Annotated in this window: 12 protein-coding genes; 5 read left to right on the forward strand and 7 right to left on the reverse strand. The window is 53.4% G+C overall.

The window, feature by feature from the left end; genetic code table 11:
• Positions 1–126 precede the first annotated feature (126 nt).
• From EGT74_RS07440 to EGT74_RS07455, 4 genes are all read right to left on the reverse strand, one after another.
• Positions 127–720 carry a DUF3341 domain-containing protein gene (locus EGT74_RS07440; protein ID WP_123845885.1) on the reverse strand — a complete coding sequence of 198 codons (594 nt, stop codon included), beginning with the start codon at positions 718–720 and terminating at the stop codon, positions 127–129.
• A 40-nt stretch (positions 721–760) separates the two neighbouring features.
• Positions 761–2,194, reverse strand: a complete 1,434-nt coding sequence (gene nrfD, locus EGT74_RS07445; protein WP_123845886.1) for an NrfD/PsrC family molybdoenzyme membrane anchor subunit — start codon at positions 2,192–2,194, stop codon at positions 761–763.
• Between the two features lie 113 nt (positions 2,195–2,307).
• Positions 2,308–5,409 (reverse strand): TAT-variant-translocated molybdopterin oxidoreductase, encoded by a 3,102-nt coding sequence (locus EGT74_RS07450; protein ID WP_123845887.1) that lies wholly within the window; start codon positions 5,407–5,409, stop codon positions 2,308–2,310.
• A gap of 76 nt (positions 5,410–5,485) precedes the next feature.
• Positions 5,486–6,718, reverse strand: a complete 1,233-nt coding sequence (locus EGT74_RS07455; RefSeq protein WP_246008141.1) for a c-type cytochrome — start codon at positions 6,716–6,718, stop codon at positions 5,486–5,488.
• Between the two features lie 543 nt (positions 6,719–7,261).
• Between EGT74_RS07455 and purN the strand changes: the two genes are divergently transcribed.
• Both purN and EGT74_RS07465 read left to right on the forward strand, forming a co-directional pair.
• On the forward strand, positions 7,262–7,825 hold the full coding sequence (gene purN, locus EGT74_RS07460; RefSeq protein WP_123845888.1) for a phosphoribosylglycinamide formyltransferase: 564 nt from the start codon (positions 7,262–7,264) through the stop codon (positions 7,823–7,825).
• A gap of 20 nt (positions 7,826–7,845) precedes the next feature.
• Positions 7,846–8,517 (forward strand): hypothetical protein, encoded by a 672-nt coding sequence (locus tag EGT74_RS07465; RefSeq protein WP_123845889.1) that lies wholly within the window; start codon positions 7,846–7,848, stop codon positions 8,515–8,517.
• Here the strand turns inward: EGT74_RS07465 and EGT74_RS07470 are convergent, their stop codons facing one another.
• The 3 genes from EGT74_RS07470 to EGT74_RS07480 all read right to left on the reverse strand — a co-directional run bounded on the left by EGT74_RS07470 (position 8,518) and on the right by EGT74_RS07480 (position 13,661).
• A complete protein-coding gene (locus EGT74_RS07470) occupies positions 8,518–10,764 on the reverse strand; it encodes a TonB-dependent receptor (protein WP_123845890.1) in 2,247 nt (748 codons plus the stop codon).
• A gap of 478 nt (positions 10,765–11,242) precedes the next feature.
• Complete coding sequence (locus EGT74_RS07475; protein WP_246008142.1) at positions 11,243–12,448, reverse strand: GTP-binding protein; 1,206 nt, start codon at positions 12,446–12,448, stop codon at positions 11,243–11,245.
• 796 nt (positions 12,449–13,244) lie between these two features.
• Positions 13,245–13,661, reverse strand: coding sequence for a MerC domain-containing protein (locus EGT74_RS07480; RefSeq protein WP_123845891.1), 417 nt, complete (start codon positions 13,659–13,661; stop codon positions 13,245–13,247).
• Between the two features lie 159 nt (positions 13,662–13,820).
• Here EGT74_RS07480 and EGT74_RS07485 point away from each other — a divergent pair, with 159 nt between their 5' ends.
• The 3 genes from EGT74_RS07485 to EGT74_RS07495 are packed head-to-tail and all read left to right on the forward strand — an operon-like array spanning position 13,821 to position 16,457.
• Positions 13,821–14,450 (forward strand): ABC transporter ATP-binding protein, encoded by a 630-nt coding sequence (locus EGT74_RS07485; RefSeq protein ID WP_123845892.1) that lies wholly within the window; start codon positions 13,821–13,823, stop codon positions 14,448–14,450.
• Positions 14,447–15,895 (forward strand): ABC transporter permease, encoded by a 1,449-nt coding sequence (locus EGT74_RS07490; RefSeq protein WP_123845893.1) that lies wholly within the window; start codon positions 14,447–14,449, stop codon positions 15,893–15,895. The genes EGT74_RS07485 and EGT74_RS07490 overlap by 4 nt, the downstream gene beginning before the upstream one ends.
• Positions 15,888–16,457 (forward strand): DUF3299 domain-containing protein, encoded by a 570-nt coding sequence (locus EGT74_RS07495; protein ID WP_123845894.1) that lies wholly within the window; start codon positions 15,888–15,890, stop codon positions 16,455–16,457. Before EGT74_RS07490 ends, EGT74_RS07495 begins: the two co-directional genes overlap by 8 nt.
• The last annotated feature ends 2 nt before the right edge of the window (positions 16,458–16,459 follow it).

Raw genomic sequence — 16,459 nt, forward strand, 5'->3', positions numbered from 1 at the left:
GTCTCAGGGATCTACTTCGTCGATCTGTTTTCGGATGTTACCCGGCTGCTTCTTTACACTCAAACGCTTTTAAAGCGTGCCTGGTATCATCTGTATTGTAATGTCTGACTGATCTTTCTGTTCTGTTTACGCTTTCAGCGGTTCGATCTGTTTGGTGAACAGTTTGTCTTCCCGGTCGAAGCGGCCCAACCACCAGCCTGCTTCGGCAGTCTGTTCGTTGATTTCTTTCGCGCCCACACTGTCCAGGAAAGCTTTCACTTCCTCGGGCCGTGTTTTCTCCGTTACCTCGATGGCCATTACAAACAGGTCGTCGGTCTGGCGGGGGTGGAAGATATGTTTCTTCACAAAAGGAGCCATCTGGCAGAGATACATAAACGTCATCACCATGCCCACCGCCGCAAACAGTACGGTCAGCTCGAAAGTGATGGGGATGAAAGCCGGCAGCGGAAAGTGCGGCTTGCCACCGATGTTCATCGGCCAGTCTGTTGTAAATACCCAGCTCATGAAAGATAAAGCGGTAGTGGTACCGGTAATACCGTAAATGAACCCGGCGGTGTGCAGGCTGGTTTCTCTCAGGCCCAGGGCATGATCGAGCCCGTGCACGGGGAAAGGCGTATACACATCGTGTATTTTGTAACCGGCCGCGCGTACTTTCTTTACCGCCGGGAACAATACCGCCTCGTCATCAAAACAGCCTACAACAAATTTTTTAACAGCCATATGGATAGATATTCAATAATCCGTTAATCAAATTCAATTCTTAGTGATGTGCCTGATCGTGTGCAAATTTCTCCGCATCCTCTTCTTCGTACTTCACCATTTTCTCTTTATAGTTCTCGCCGGAAGTTTTCAGGATGGATTTGATCTCCGCCACTGCGATTACCGGGAAGTATTTGGCAAACAGGAAGTAACAGGTGAAGAACAGGCCGAACGTACCGAGGTAGAAGCCAACTTCGGGCCAGGACGGACGGTAGTAGCTCCAGCTCGACGGCAGGTAGTCGCGGTAGAGTGAAGTACAGATGATCACAAAACGTTCGAACCACATACCGATGTTCACAATGATGGACATAATGAAAGTCACCATGATGTTCCTTCTCATTTTACGGAACCAGAACACCTGCGGGGAAATTACGTTACAGGTCATCATGATCCAGTAGCTCCAGCCCAGGGGACCCGCGGCGCGGAACTTGTAGAATGTATCGAATTCGTATTGCACGCCCGAGTACCAGGCCATGAATAATTCTGTGAGGTAAGCCACACCCACGATGGAACCGGTCAGTACGATCACCTTGTTCATGGCCTCTACGTGGCCGAGGGTAATGTATTCTTCGAGGCCCAGGATTTTACGGGTGATGATCAGCAAGGTCTGTACCATCGCAAAGCCGGAGAAGATCGCACCCGCAACGAAGTAAGGCGGGAAGATGGTGGTGTGCCATCCGGGGATCACTGAAGTGGCGAAGTCGAAAGATACGATGGTGTGTACGGACAGTACGAGGGGCGTCGACAGACCGGCGAGTACCAGCGACAGTGCTTCGTGGCGCTGCCAGTGTTTGGTGGAACCGGTCCAGCCGAAAGAAGCCACACCATATAAGTATTTACGCAGTTTGGTTTTGGCCCTGTCGCGCACGGTAGCGAAGTCGGGCAGCAGGCCCGAGTACCAGAACAGCAGGGAAACGGTGAAGTACGTAGAGATCGCAAACACGTCCCAGAGCAGCGGTGAGTTGAAGTTTACCCAAAGCGGCCCGCGGGTGTTGGGATAAGGCAGTACAAAGAAGGCCATCCAGACACGGCCCATGTGCCAGATCGGGAACTGGCCCGCGCACATTACGGCAAAGATGGTCATGGCTTCCGCAGCGCGGTTCACCCCTGTACGCCAGCCCTGGCGGAACAGCAGGAGGATGGCGGAGATCAGCGTACCGGCGTGACCGATACCTACCCACCATACGAAGTTGGTGATGTCCCAACCCCAGCCGATTGTTTTGTTCAGGTTCCACACACCGGTACCCCAGTATACTTCCCAGGTTACGGAGAACACGCCGAACAGCAGCAGGGCTATGGAAATAAATAAACCAATGTACCACAGCTTACCGGGCTTGGCCTCAATAGGACTGATAATATCCTCAGTTACCTGGTGATAATCCTTAACCCCATCTACTAAAGGTTCTCTCAGTGTGGATTCGTACTTCAAATGCATAGTATTTTGAGCTTTGTCCGTCCCGGATTGCTCCGGAACTACGTTGTTTCAAAACTTAAAACTGATTCTTTTCTAATTCAATCTTTGCTTTATCCCTTGCGGATGCGGCTTTCTTAGTGATGAGCTTTTTCTTCCTTGTGCGCTCCTGCAGCTACCGGCGCGGCATCCTTGTTACGGATTTTTGCGAGGTAGTTGATGGAAGGCAGCACGTGCGTTTCTTCCAGTACATAGTACAGGCGGTCAGTTTGCTCTTCGTTACGAACCTTGGCGATACGGCTGTCTTTATCGTTGATGTTACCGAACACGATCGCATCGGTAGCACAAGCCTGCTGGCAGGCGGTACGTGCAGCACCGTCTTTCATCGGCTGGCCGGATTTCTTGGCAGCCAGTTTCGCATCCTGCAAGCGCTGTACGCAGAAAGAACATTTTTCCATGGTACCACGGCTGCGCACCACCACATCGGGGTTCAGCACCATCCGGGTAATGGCGTCGTTCATGTCTGCCGTGTCGAGCAGGTTGCCTTCGAAGCTGTCTGCACCGTTCCAGTCTCTCCAGTTGAAGCGGCGTACTTTATAAGGACAGTTGTTTGCGCAATAACGGGTACCGATGCAACGGTTGTAAGCCATCTGGTTGATACCTTCAGAGCTGTGGTTGGTGGCGGCAACGGGACAAACGTTCTCACACGGAGCGTTGTCGCAGTGCTGGCACAGCATCGGCTGGAATACCACCTCTGGGTTGTTCTCGTCACCGGCGAAGTAGCGGTCGATACGCAGCCAGTGCATTTCGTGTGCGAGCACTACCTGTTCCTTCCCTACCACACCAACGTTGTTTTCCGCGGTACAGGCCACCACACAGGCGCCGCAACCGAAGCAGGAGTTCAGGTCGATGGACATGCCCCATTTGATGCCGGGATATTCGAATTTGGTGCCGCCGGTATACAGCGTGGCGTCGTTACGGAAATCTTTACCGTAATGAGCCAGGTGCTCACGGTCGTGGTTCACCTCTTTCGGGTTTTTGATAAACTCGGCGAGGGTGGTTTCTTTGATGATCGGGCGGCCTTCGTAGCTGTTGTGCGTCTGCGTAAGACCTACCGGGTATTTTTTGCCGGTCGCTTCAGCTTTGGCTTCGGTAGCGTAGTAGCTGAAAGTCTGACCGTTGAAAGATGCGTAAGGATAAGCGTTGGCGCCTACTTCACCGGCAGCTTTACCGATGAACTGTTTTTTGCCGCGGCCGTAACCCACTGCGATGGCGATTACATCGGGGTGGATACCGGGCACGATGAGCAGCGGCAGTTCCACGGAGTAACCTTTGGCAGTGATTTTCAATACACGTTTCTCGGCGTTGATTTCATAATCGTCGCCCAGTTCGGTTTTGAAAGTTTTGGCGAGCGTGTTGGAAACGCAGGCGTAGTTGTCCCAGGTGGCGCGGGTGATCGGGTCGGGCATTTCCTGCAACCAGGGGTTGTTGGCTTCCTTACCGTTACCGATGGCCACTTTTTCGTACAGTACTACTTCGAGGCCGGCGTTTTTAGGCGCGCTGATTTTGGCAGCGGCGGTAGCAACGTCGGCGGTGAAGGCAGCACCGGCCAGTGCGGCGCCGGCGGCGGGCTCAATCACACCGTCCTGCAGTGTTTTGTCCCATGCTTCCTGAGAACCGAGTTTCGCGATCCATTCGTTTTTCAGGTAATCTTCCCAGGCAACGGTATTGCCGCTCCAGTTGAGCAGGGAAGCCTGGAAAGCGCGGGTTTTGAACAGCGGTGCGATCGTAGGCTGGATGAAGGCGAAGTGACCGGTACGGCCTTCCGCGTCTCCCCAGCTTTCGAGGAAGTGATGATCGGGAACGATGTATTTACAGAGCTGTGTCGTTTCGTCGTAGCGGTCGTTGAAAGATACGGTCACGCCTACTTTTTTGATACCGTCCACGAATTTCTTCGCATCGTAGTAATCGTAAGCGGGGTTTACGCCATGTACGAGCAGTGCGCCTACGGCACCGGCGTTCATGTCTTTCACCAGCTGTTCCATATCGCCGTCGATACCCTGGCGGTAGTTGCTGGTAACGGCCCAGTCGATGGTAGTCCCGTTAGCGCCTGCCAGGTTGTTGATGGCGTTTACGATGATCTGCACGTTCACGTCGTTGGAGCCGGATACCACCAGTACTTTGCCAGGGTTGGCCTGGATGGCTTTGGCGGCTTTGGCGATACCTTCTTTCAAACGGGCGTCGGTGAGGTTGGGAGCGGTTACGCCGCCACCCAGGGCCGCCAGCAGGCTGAGTGCTACTGCGCCGGTTTCGGAGGGGCGGTGCGTATACCTTTCGTCAGCGTTGGCACCGGTCAGGCTCATCATGCTTTCGAACTGGAAATGTTTGCTCATTTCCGGCTTTTTAGCATCGATCTTGCGGTTTTTGCCGTACTGGCGGGAATATTCGGAAGGGTTCAGCCAGGTACCGAGGAAATCGGCGCCCAGGCTTACGACTACCTGTGCATTTTCAAAATGGAAGGAAGGCAGGGCCCTTTTGCCGTAAGACTGCTCATTGGCGAGCAGCATGCCGGAGTAAGACACCGCATCGTATGTTACGTGACGGGAGCCGGGATATTTGGCCAGGAACTCGCCGATCAGTTTTTTGGTAGTAGGGCTGAGAATGGTCGAAGTCACCAGCGCAACGGATTTGCCGGAGAGAGCGGCAGTCACCTGTTTGTCGAGGTCGGACCATTGTGCGATTTCTTTTACCCTGTCTTTCAGCTCTTCTTTATCCGGCCCGTTGTTGATACCCGGGTAACGGAGGCGGGCCACATCGTAGAGGGCCAGCACGGAAGCCTGCACGCGGGCGGTAGTGGAACCACCGGTCACTGCAGACATTTCGTTGCCTTCCACTTTGATGGGGCGGCCTTCGCGGGTTTTCACCACCAGGGGCACGTACTCACCGTCAACGGTATAGGCGGAAGCATAATAGTTGGGTACACCAGGCGTAATATCCTGGGGTTTATTAACGTAAGGGATGGCCTTCTTAACCGGGATGTCGCAGCTGGCGGCAATGGTTGCGGCCGCAGTGGTGAACCCGAGGTATTTCAAGAAATCCCGGCGGGGGGTAGTGGCACCTAAAAAGCTTTCACTCTCTTCGAACGGCAGATCTTCCCTGAATTCATTCTTCACAGCTTCCTGATGCGCAGCGGTATTGTGCAACTCCTCCAAGCCTTTCCAATACTTTTTTTGCTCCATGTGATTATATCGAGTTACGATTTAAAAAATGTTGAGTTACGGTCGTTTTTGCGGACGCCCGTTGCTTCCTTATATATTAATAGTGACACTTTTGACACTCGGTACCACCCAGCATTTCTACGGTCACACTGTCGATCTTCTTGTTTTTGATATCGTTGTGCAATTTTTCGAAGATGCTGTAGTAGTTGTTTTCAGTGAACTGTACTTTGGTAGTACGGTGGCAGTTTACGCACCATCCCATAGAGAGGTCGGCAAACTGTTTCACTTCGTCCATCTGCTGGATATCGCCGTGGCAGGTCTGGCATTGTACTTTACCGGCTGCTACGTGCTGGGAGTGGTTGAAATAAACGTGGTCGGGCAGGCTGTGGATTTTGGTCCACTCGATGGGCTGACCGGGTTTGGTATAACGGCCGGCTTTCGGGTCCCAGCCTACGTGATCGAATAATTTCTGGATTTCTGCAGTACCATTTACCTTTTTGCCTTCAGCGGTGAACAGGTCCGGGCCGGAATATTCGGTGATGGCCTTGTGACAGTTCATACATACGTTTTCGGAAGGAATCATGGCGTGCTTGCTCTTTTCTGCAGAGGAGTGGCAGTACAGACAGTTGATCTGGTTGATGCCGGCATGCACTTTATGGGAGTAGAAGATGGGTTGCTCAGGCATATAGTCCTGCTGGCGTCCCAGGCCGATCGCACCCTGGATGGTGAAGTAACCGCCTACTACGAACAGGATTACAATGCCGAGGGCGATGTAAGCTTTGTTTTTGTAGAAAGGAACGGGCTCCAGGCGTTCGTGGCCTTCTTTTTCCGCGGCGAGTTTGTTCAGGTTGCTGTTGATCTGCATCAGTATCACCGCAACAATCGCAAGAATCAGGGTGATCACACCGAAGAGCAGGCTGTTGCCGCCGGAATCTTCCTTGGCTTCAGCGCCATCAGCTGCAGCTGCACCCGGTTTGGCGGCGCCCGGAGGAGGAACGGAAGCTACATAGGCCAGGATATTGTCGATATCCTCGTCTTTCAGCTCCGGGAACGGCGTCATGGAGAGCTTGTTGTACTGATTGAACAGATCGTTCGCATACTTATCACCAGTCGCAAGAACCGACGCGGAGTTGCGGATCCACTGATGAAGCAGTTTTTTGTCCGGCCACCTGTCCTCAACACCTGCCAGGGCCGGCCCTGTCAATTGTTTGTGGACGTTGTGACAGGAGGCACATTTCTGCTGAAATAGCGTCTTACCTGCACCAGGATCTGCTGCCCGAGCTGCGGAAAAAGAACCAACCAGTCCCGCGCATAGGATAAGAACACTCACAAATTGCTTACGCAAACGAATGGAAACACGACGATACACAGCCTATTTAGTTTAGATTTGACCTAAGGTTTCTTAAAAGTGCCAGCAAAAATAAGACAGAATGTTGACAATTTACCAACAATTAAAAAAAAGTTATCCTTGTTTTGAAAGCGCTTTTTATATATTATCCGCGAGACGTTCATCTGCGGAAACTCAATGCCATAGCTGTTTTTAAGGGTACTGTCCTGATCTGCTCCCAACACCCCGTTATAAATTCCTGATAAAAATCATATTTCCGCCTGTGATGAAAATGCGGCCTGTAAGTGATACTATTTTTGCACGTGGAAAGAAAGCCAGTTGATTGGAAAAGAGCCCGCCTGCCGTCAACAATCCTTAACAAGATAGAAAAATAATAGTTGAGTCTGCCTGATCAGGGTCATTCACATGGTATGATCATTATCATATACCGGCAACAAGGGAGGCTCATTTCCTAAATTTAGGAAAAAAATACCTGAACCATAAAGTCTTATCTGCCTATTTTTGCAGCTTATTAAACAGACCGGCTTGAAAAATATAGCGATTTTTGCCTCCGGCACGGGGAGCAACGCCCAGAAAATCATCGATCATTTCAGAAATACCGGCCTGGCCCGGGTCACCGTCATCCTGTCGAACAAGGCCGAAGCCGGTATATTCAAGATTGCGGAACGCGAGCAGATCCCTGCCGTACTCATCGACAAGGAGCAGTTCTTCCGGGGCGACACTTATGTGAAACTGCTGCAGGACCTCGACACGGACCTGGTGGTGCTGGCCGGTTTTTTATGGAAGGTGCCCGCCAACCTCGTGCAGGCGTTCCCCAACCGGATCATTAATATACATCCCGCCCTGCTGCCCAAATTCGGGGGCAAAGGCATGTACGGCCATTTTGTGCACGAGGCGGTACTGGCCGCCGGTGAAACGGAAAGCGGTATCACCATCCACTATGTCAATGAAAAATACGACGACGGCGGGGTGATCTTACAGGAGCGCTGCCCGGTAACGGCAGACGATACGCCGGAGACCCTGGCACGCAAAGTACAGGTGCTGGAACACCGCTGGTTCCCCCTAATTGTGGAACGATTATTGAAATAATGAAGAGAACCTACAGTTGTATGAAAAGACTATTGCCCTTTTTCCTCCTGTTTTCAATTTATAGCCTGTCTGCCGTTGCCCAGGACGCTCAACCCCGCCAGGCAGCATTCAAGAAAGGCACCTATCTCAAAGTAAACCCCTCCACCATTCTGAATGAACTGGACATTTACCTCGAGCAGGATATTTCCCGAAAACTGAGCCTGGAACTGGGCATCACCGGCATCTACACCGACTATCCCGATTATGTGTTTTTTAAACGGATAGACCTGGGCCGCGAAAAACCGGGCATTTCCACCGAACAGTTCGTGGAAGGCAGGGGCCTGGGCTTCAGGGTGGGCATGAAGTGGTACCTCATCAGGCAGGCATCCGCCTTTAACGCCCGCGGCACCTACTTCGAGCCCGTACTGTTCTATAAAAAAGTATTCTACCCCAAAGAGGAGGTGACCCTCAACAACACCATCTATAAAAACAGCGGCGACAAAAGCATCTATGGCATTCAGTTCCTGCTCGGCAGGCAAATAACGAAAGGGAAGTGGATACTGGATCCTTACCTGGGCATCGGTGTGCGCAGCAAAGTGTACAACTTCGTGAAACACTCCGCCAGCGGCGCCAACATCAACGCCGACCACGGTGAGGTGGTGAATGTGCTCCCCAGCCTGCACCTCGGTATCAAAGTAGGCCTGGGCCTTTAATTACTGTTTTGTAAACCGCACTCCCAAAAATCCCCGGATGCCCTGGTTGGGCGCAAATACATACGCGGGATCAAACGTCATCTTATAGGGGTCTACCGACCCATCTGCATTATACCCTACATTCTTGTCGAAGGGGTCGTGCGCGTGCGAGATCGAATTTTTCGGCGGCAGGAAATTCAGCAGGTTTTTCACACCACCATATATTTCCCAGCCCGTCCCGAATTTTTTGGTGAGCTGCACGTTCTGGATGCTCCATACAGGCGAACGGGAAGGCCGCGGGTCCACCGGCTGTACGGGCAGCAACATGGGACCATATATATTACCGGTATAGTCGATGCTCAGACCGGCCTTGGGGAAGCTGTAAGAAACAGCCCAGGTGCCGGAGAAGCGTTCCGTGAGCATGGGGCGTGTTTTGGTGCTCCCATCCTTTTCATATACGTCCATCACGGTCACCCCCGCCAGCACTTTCAGCGGGAAAGCGAACATCAGGTCGGCATTAAAGCTGAACCCCTTGGAAATGGCATGGCCCGAAAGGTTATCGTAGGCAATGGTGTCGGGTTTGCTGTAGTCCGGGATGATCTTGTTGGAAAAATACGTATAGAAGGCCGTCGCATCCAAATTGAGGAACGCATTGTTGACCGGTATCTTTTTCGTGTAGTTCAGGTTCACGTTCCAGCTGCGCTCCGGCTTCAGTTTGTTCTGGATCACCACCTCGCGCGCGCCGCTGAGCGCGGCATGATCTTCGGTGAAGATCGACACCACCCTGTAACCGGTACCGGCGTTGAGGCGCAGCACGTTGCGGTAGTTCGGCGACCATTTATAGGCGAGCCGCGGGGTGAAGATGTTGCCGTGAATGGAGTTGTAATCATAACGGAGCCCCGCCAGCAGGGAATGTTTGGAAGAAAACTTGATCTCGTCCTGCACAAACACCCCCGGCAGCAGGGTGCGCTCCGGTTCGTTGACGCCTTTTTCATTCGTGGCCACCGTGTTATCGTCATAAAACGTGTACCGGAAAGGAAGGCCGGCCAGGAGGTTATGTTTCCCCACCACCTTGTCCCAGGTGAGCTGCACGAACGAGATGGTTTGTTTGGCCATGAAAGGCGTTACGCCGTAATATGAATTCTGATTGTGATAGTTGAACGAGGCCTGCAGCATTACCCGTTCCTTCAGGGGGAGCTGGTATTGCCCGATCACTTCGGCGCGGCTGGTGAAAATGCTCTCGCCGTACACACTGTCGGTGCCCCGCCATTGTTTGTCCCATTGGGTCTGACCGCCCCAGCGGTCTTCATAAAAATACCTCGCCGCGATGGTGGCTACCCTCTCTTCCCGCCGTTTGAAATTCCATTTATTGAATACGGAGATGCGGTGCTGCAAGGTAACGTCGGTGAACCCGTCGCCGTTTTTATCGTAGGGGTGCTGGTAATTAAAGTAGTTCAGGCCCAGCAGCGATTCCGCCTTTGCACCGGCCCTGAAGCGCATGCCCATATCCACGTTGTACTCCTGCCAGCTGGTGGCCATCACGTCTGCGGTAAAGGCCGGCGCGCTGGCGGGGGATTTGGTGATGATGTTGATGAGGCCCGCCACCGCTTCGGAGCCATACAGCGTGGAAGCCGGCCCTTTCACGATTTCCACGCGCTCCACGAGGCTGTTCGGGATGCCCGATAAACCGTATACGGTAGACAGGGCGCTGACGATGGGCATACCATCGATCATGACCATGGTGTAAGGCCCTTCGAGGCCGTTGATATGGATATCGCCCGTGTTACACACGTTGCAGTTCAGCTGCGGGCGCACGCCGTTCACGTTCTGCAGGGCGTCGAATATGCTGGGAGTGGGGTTCTTTTTGAAGAATACGGGAGAATAGACTTCCACCGGCACGGGACTTTCCATCTTCGTGACGGGGCGCAGCGTACCGCTCACCACTACTTCGTTCAGGCTGGAAGAAGTGGCTTCCAGGCGTATAGCCGTTACGGTGGTGGTGCCGGAGGCTTTGATCTGGATGGGCTGTGAATAGGTGACATATCCAACGGCGCTTACCTGGAGGATGTGCCGGCCCGGTGTAACGGGACTGATGTCGAACTCACCCGCTTCGTTGGTGACGGTACCGGTTTTGAGGTCTTTAAACCCGATACTGGCAAATGGCACCGGCTGGTCGCCCGAGGTGACTTTCCCTTTGAGGCGGCCCTGTGCAACGGCGGTTGCCGAAGCAGCCAGGCATAAAAAGAGGCAAATGATTCTAGCGGACATGTTGAAATTTTCTAAGGCAAATTTAAAACGGAAAATGATACTTATCTAAATTTATTTTTAGACTAGCCTAAATATCCTGTCCCTTTCCATGCACCGGAGGGCCATTGCCCGTTCATTATCCGGACAAATTTATATCGGCCGCGCCGCCCCTGCAATAGCGGGGAGGTTACTTTACCATTAAGCCCGCATTTCGTGACAGCAAAAGGAATGGCATGCTCAAAGTATCGCAATCTGCACCCGTCAATCGTGCTACCGGACGGCTGATCGCAAAACGCACCACTTCTGCATAGCATCCCCGTTCATGTCGCCTGCAACACCATCGCCCACCGGTACGGGAAACACGCCAACCCGGGCTGCGAGGCCATTTGCACCACACAACCGGGCACAACCGCTCACGTAACGCTACCGGAGCAAGGAGTCTCAACGCTCCGCCGCAACACGGGGATTGCTCCTTCCCGTATTACTGGGCCGGCGCACATTACAGCGCCGGAAACGGATCCGCGAACGCCTCCCCTTTCCGCCACCGCGCTATTTCCGCTTCATTGCATAAACAACTATCCAGGATCCGCGTGATCTCCCGCGGCTGCAATTGCTGGCCGATGATCACGATTTCGTTGTAACGGTCCGCAAAAACGGGGTGCCAGCGGTCCCGCACCATTTTTTCGGAAGCGGCGCCGAGTTGCCATTCCGCTTCCGGGATGGAGCACCACCATTGACCGGCTTTGTCGGCCATCAGCGAGGCCCCGGCCTGGCTCCAGTTAATAGCGACATCCGGCCGCGAGGCGATCCAGCACAGGCCTTTGCTGCGGATGATCCCTTCCGGCCACTGCTCCTGTATCAGCCGCCAGAAACGGGCAGGATGAAAGGGCGCCTGGCTACGGTATACAAAGGAACTGATGCCGTACTCCTCCGTTTCGGGCACGTGTTCCTTTTCCAGCTCGGCTATCCAGCCGGCACTTTGCGACGTCGTTTCAAAATCAAACAGCCCCGTGTTCAGTATTTCGCGGAGCGGCACTTTCGCCTGTGTAGCCTCCACGATGTGCGCGGCGGCGTTCAATTTGCGGAGCAACGCCTTGAGCGTGGCCACCTGTGCGGCCGGCACCAGATCGCATTTATTCAGCACGATCACATTGGCGAATTCTATCTGGTCCGTCAGCAGGTTCACGATGGCGCGGCCATCGTCCGCGATCATGCCGCGGTCCGCATAGTCGCGGGAAAAATTGAAAGCATCCACCACGGTCACCAGCGTATCGAGGCGACTGAAAGCGCCCAGGTCGATGCCCAGCTGTTCATCGCGGTAAGTAAAGGTTTGCGCCACCGGCAGCGGTTCCGAGATGCCGCTGGATTCGATGAGCAGGTAGTCGAAGCGGTTTTCCGCGGCGAGGCGCTGTACTTCCTGTAAAAGGTCTTCCCGCAGCGTACAGCAGATGCAGCCGTTGCTCATTTCCACCAGTTTTTCTTCGGTGTGGTGGAGCACGTTTGCGTTACGCACCAGTTGTGCGTCGATGTTCACTTCGCTCATGTCGTTTACGATAACGGCCACACGGAGTTGCTCCTTGTTGTGCAGGATGTGGTTGAGCAGGGTGGTTTTACCCGCGCCGAGAAAGCCGCTGAGTACCGTAACCGGTAATTTCTTCCGCAGGGGCTGCAGCATGGCAGGTGTCAGTTGGAAAGTGTTGTTCATGAGTCGGACCGTTTATGTTAGGCAATACTTCTCCATGCGCCTTTGCGGCGCCGGTAAAAAAGCGTGATATGATTCATTTTCCTGATCAGGTACGCGGTCATCGCCGCGTTTGCAGCATTCGTACGGCCGGGGCATATGATCGCCTTTCCGGTGCGATTGGCAGAGCAACCACCTGCCGTGTTTTTATCTTCTGCCGGTTAACATTGGGTTATCTTAGGATTATCTTAGGCTTTTTAATACCATTTACCCGAGATAACCCAAGAAATACCCAAGGATAACCCTAAGATGATGATACTATCGCTGAGTGCTGCTATGTGTTTACATCATGTGTCAGAAAATCCTGTTATTGATTGCCCCGTTCGGTCCGGTGTGCTGAACCCGGTTTACAGGGTAGTTTTACACCTTTTGTTAGAAAATCCGGTTATCGATGCCCCGTTTGGTCCGGTGTGCTAAACCCGGTTTACAGGGTAGTTTTACACTTTGTGTTAGAAAATCCGGCTATCGGTGGTCCGTTTGGTCCGGTGTGCTAAACCCGGTTTACGGGGTGGTTTTATACCTTGTGTTAGAAAATCCGGTTACCGGTAGTCCGTTCGGTCCGGTGTACTGCACCCGGTTTACAGGGTAATTTTACACCTTGTATTAGATAATCCGGTTATCGGTGCTCCGTTCTGTCCGGTGCGCTGAACCCCGTTTACAGGGTGATAAAAGATGTAAGGAGACTTTTGCTTCCCTGCGCCGCTGTATTTAACAGCAGGCAGGGAAGCATTGCATATAGCAGGTTTATGTCTTAAACCATTCAGGCATTGTTTTCACAAACCTCATCTTCGTGCCGGCACACTTTACAGTTTTTGCATTCTTTGATATTCCGTAGATGCGCCCATACAATGAGGCCCGCACCGGCAATGATCACAAACGGCTCCAGGGATTCCGGCGCCAGGAAATGCCCTGCCAGCAGGCCCGCAAAGCCTGCCGAAAAGAGCAGCAGCGGCTTCAGGTGGCGATGGTGCTTTCTGTATCCCCTGAAAAGTGCGGTGTAACCCACTACAAATGAAAATGCCAGCAACCCGTACTCCAGGTTTTCATTTTCAAACAGCTCGAATCCCAGCAGCGGCAAAGCGGTAACTACCAGCGGCAATAACACGCAATGCACCGCGCAGGCGAGTGAAGCGCCTATACCAAGTGCATCCAGATTCCATTTTGAGAAGAGGTTCATAAGTGACGATCTTTTGAATTGGACAACAAATCTAAGGACTTATTTGCAACTTTGTTGCGTTTTTATTTAAATTTAAGAAATAATCTCAGGCCGGTTGGGTATCTTCACGCCGCTGAACAATTGGAATGCAACTATGTTGCTATTTAATACGTGAATGGAATGATCTACACCAAAAACCTTGCTTACGCCCATCCTGGCGGCCGCCAGCTGGAGTTTCCGGATATCACCTGCAAAAGCGGCGAGGTACTGCTCATCGCCGGTCAGTCAGGCACGGGTAAAACAACTTTATTGCACCTGCTGGCAGGTTTGCTGCGGCCAACCCGGGGGCGTATCAACGTGGCGGACAGTTTTATCGAGGAATTCTCACCTGCCGCCATGGACGCGTTCCGCGGCCGACATATCGGCATCATTTATCAGCAGTCGCATTTCATCGCCTCGCTCTCCCTGCGCGAAAACCTGGTGCTGCCTGTTGCGCTGGGCCACCATCGTGCACAGGCGGGCCGTTTGCAGGCCGTTGCGGAAAAACTGGGCATCTCCGCTTTATTGTATAAAAAACCCGCACGCCTCAGCCAGGGTGAGCAGCAAAGAGCCTCCATCGCCCGCGCACTGATGCAGCAACCGGGGCTTTTGCTGGCAGACGAGCCCACCGCCAGCCTCGACGATCACAACTGCGCCGCCGTGGCCCAACTGCTGGCCGAACAGGCAAGGGAGCAAAACGCCGCGCTGCTGATCGTTACGCACGACAGCCGCCTGAAAGAAATATTTGCCAACCAGATAACCTTGTCATGATCCTGCGCATCGCTTTCAAAAACCTGTTACATAAACCTTTGTACGCCGGCCTTTGCTGGCTGCTGCTTACCTGCAGCACCGCGGTGCTGTTGCTGCTCATCGCCCTCAACCGCCAGGCGCGCGAACAACTGGAAAAACAAATCGCCGGAGTGGACATGGTGCTCGGCGCCAAAGGCAGCCCGCTGCAGCTCATTCTTTCCAGCGTTTACAATCTTGACGCCCCCACCGGCAACATCGCTCTCCGTGATGCACAACGGTTCATGCAGCATCCGCTGGTGGAATACGCCATTCCCGTATCGCTCGGGGATTCCTACCAGGGGTTCCGGATCATCGGCACTACACCGGCATACCTCGATAAATACCAGCTGAAACCTGCAGCCGGCACGCTTTTCAGCAAACCGATGGAAGTGGTGATCGGCGCCGGTGTGGCAAAACGTACGGGGCTTGCGCTGGGCGCCAGTTTTGCCGGCACGCACGGGCTAGGGGAAAAGGGACATGTGCATGAAGAACATCAGTATGTAGTGAAAGGCATTCTCCCGGCTACCGGGCTTTCCATCGACCAGCTGATCCTGACGCCGCTGGAAAGCGTGTGGGCGATTCATGAAACGAAAGTGCGGGTGCGGGACGAGGCGGATCATGGGCGCGAACATGATGAGGCCGGCGCTTCCCATTCACATGATCATACAGATGATACTGTTTCCCCCGAAATTCATTCACATGATCAGGACAGCGATAAACCCGGTGAAGTTTCGTCTGGAGACAATTCCGGTCCGGATAACCGTGAAAAACCGGAGCATGGTCACGACAGTGAAAATCGCGCGGCAGAAAGTACATCCGGCAACAACGGTTCTGAAGAGGGCCACCCTGGAGGCGCCGGCATTTCTGTAATTTCTCCCGACACCCAGATCACTGCCGTGCTGATGAAGTTCAAAAACCCGCTGGCGCAATTGCAGCTGCCGCGCATGATCAACGAAAACACCAATATGCAGGCCGCGGTGCCTGCCATTGAAATCAACCGCCTGCAGTCGCTGCTGGGCTCCGGCACCGTCGTCCTCCGTATTCTCGGCTGGCTTTTGGCCGCGCTGGCGGCCTGCAGTATATTTGTGATGCTGGTGCAGGGCACGCACGAGCGCCGTTACGAACTGGCATTGCTGCGCAGCATGGGCTGCGGCCGCGGCCGCCTCCTGGCGCTGGTGTTGGCGGAAGCGGCCATCCTGGGCATCGCCGGTATCGCCGGCGGATTTTTGCTCAGCAGGCTCGGCGGCTGGTTGCTGCAACAGGAAGTTTTTACAAAATACCACCTGAATTTTTCAGGGGCATGGAAGATCACGCAGGCCGACCTGCTGACCGCCGCGGCCATACTCGCGGCCTGCCTGCTGGCAGCGCTCTTCCCCGCCATCCGGGCGTTCCGGCTGAATATCTCTAAAACACTGGCAAATGCTTAGAATAGAAAAAATACTGATCGGCGTAATGGCTTTTACCTTCGTTTCGTGCTCCAATATTTCACAATGGTGCAAACACGGCAACGCCGCTACGGGCTACCTCAGCCAGATCCTCAGCCTGCGCAAACAAGCCGGGTATACGGAGAACCTGCCCGTTTCCACCGTCACCTACCAAGACACGACGGTTAAGAAAGTAACCTGGAAACAACTCTCCGATGTGATCTTCGACCGCAAGTGGGACGAAAAGATGCAAATGCCCATGCTCTACCCTTCCTTTTCACGCAGTATCAAGGCGCTCAACGGCAAAACCATCCGCATCAGCGGCTACATGGTGCCTGTAGACGCCAAGGGCGGCATGTATGTGCTTTCATCCAATCCCAACAGCTCCTGCTTCTTCTGCGGCGGGGCGGGCCCGGAAACCGTAATGGCCCTCAAATTCAAATCCGGCAAACCCTCCTTTGAAACGGACGACTACGTAAGTTTCCAGGGAAGGCTAAGGCTCAATGAGAAAAACATATACGAATTATACTATAATTTGGACGATGCCGTATTTGTGGGTAAATAAAC

The sequence above is a fragment of the Chitinophaga lutea genome, from assembly GCF_003813775.1.
Taxonomy (GTDB): domain Bacteria; phylum Bacteroidota; class Bacteroidia; order Chitinophagales; family Chitinophagaceae; genus Chitinophaga; species Chitinophaga lutea.

Excerpts from the sequence above, each read along its gene's own strand:
- EGT74_RS07440 (WP_123845885.1), bottom strand. The coding sequence starts at position 720 with ATGGCTGTTAAAAAATTTGTTGTAGGCTGTTTTGATGACGAGGCGGTA.
- nrfD (WP_123845886.1), bottom strand. The coding sequence starts at position 2,194 with ATGCATTTGAAGTACGAATCCACACTGAGAGAACCTTTAGTAGATGGG.
- EGT74_RS07450 (WP_123845887.1), bottom strand. The coding sequence starts at position 5,409 with ATGGAGCAAAAAAAGTATTGGAAAGGCTTGGAGGAGTTGCACAATACC.
- EGT74_RS07465 (WP_123845889.1), top strand. The coding sequence starts at position 7,846 with ATGAAAAGACTATTGCCCTTTTTCCTCCTGTTTTCAATTTATAGCCTG.
- EGT74_RS07470 (WP_123845890.1), bottom strand. The coding sequence starts at position 10,764 with ATGTCCGCTAGAATCATTTGCCTCTTTTTATGCCTGGCTGCTTCGGCA.
- EGT74_RS07475 (WP_246008142.1), bottom strand. The coding sequence starts at position 12,448 with ATGAACAACACTTTCCAACTGACACCTGCCATGCTGCAGCCCCTGCGG.
- EGT74_RS07480 (WP_123845891.1), bottom strand. The coding sequence starts at position 13,661 with ATGAACCTCTTCTCAAAATGGAATCTGGATGCACTTGGTATAGGCGCT.
- EGT74_RS07485 (WP_123845892.1), top strand. The coding sequence starts at position 13,821 with ATGATCTACACCAAAAACCTTGCTTACGCCCATCCTGGCGGCCGCCAG.
- EGT74_RS07490 (WP_123845893.1), top strand. The coding sequence starts at position 14,447 with ATGATCCTGCGCATCGCTTTCAAAAACCTGTTACATAAACCTTTGTAC.
- EGT74_RS07495 (WP_123845894.1), top strand. The coding sequence starts at position 15,888 with ATGCTTAGAATAGAAAAAATACTGATCGGCGTAATGGCTTTTACCTTC.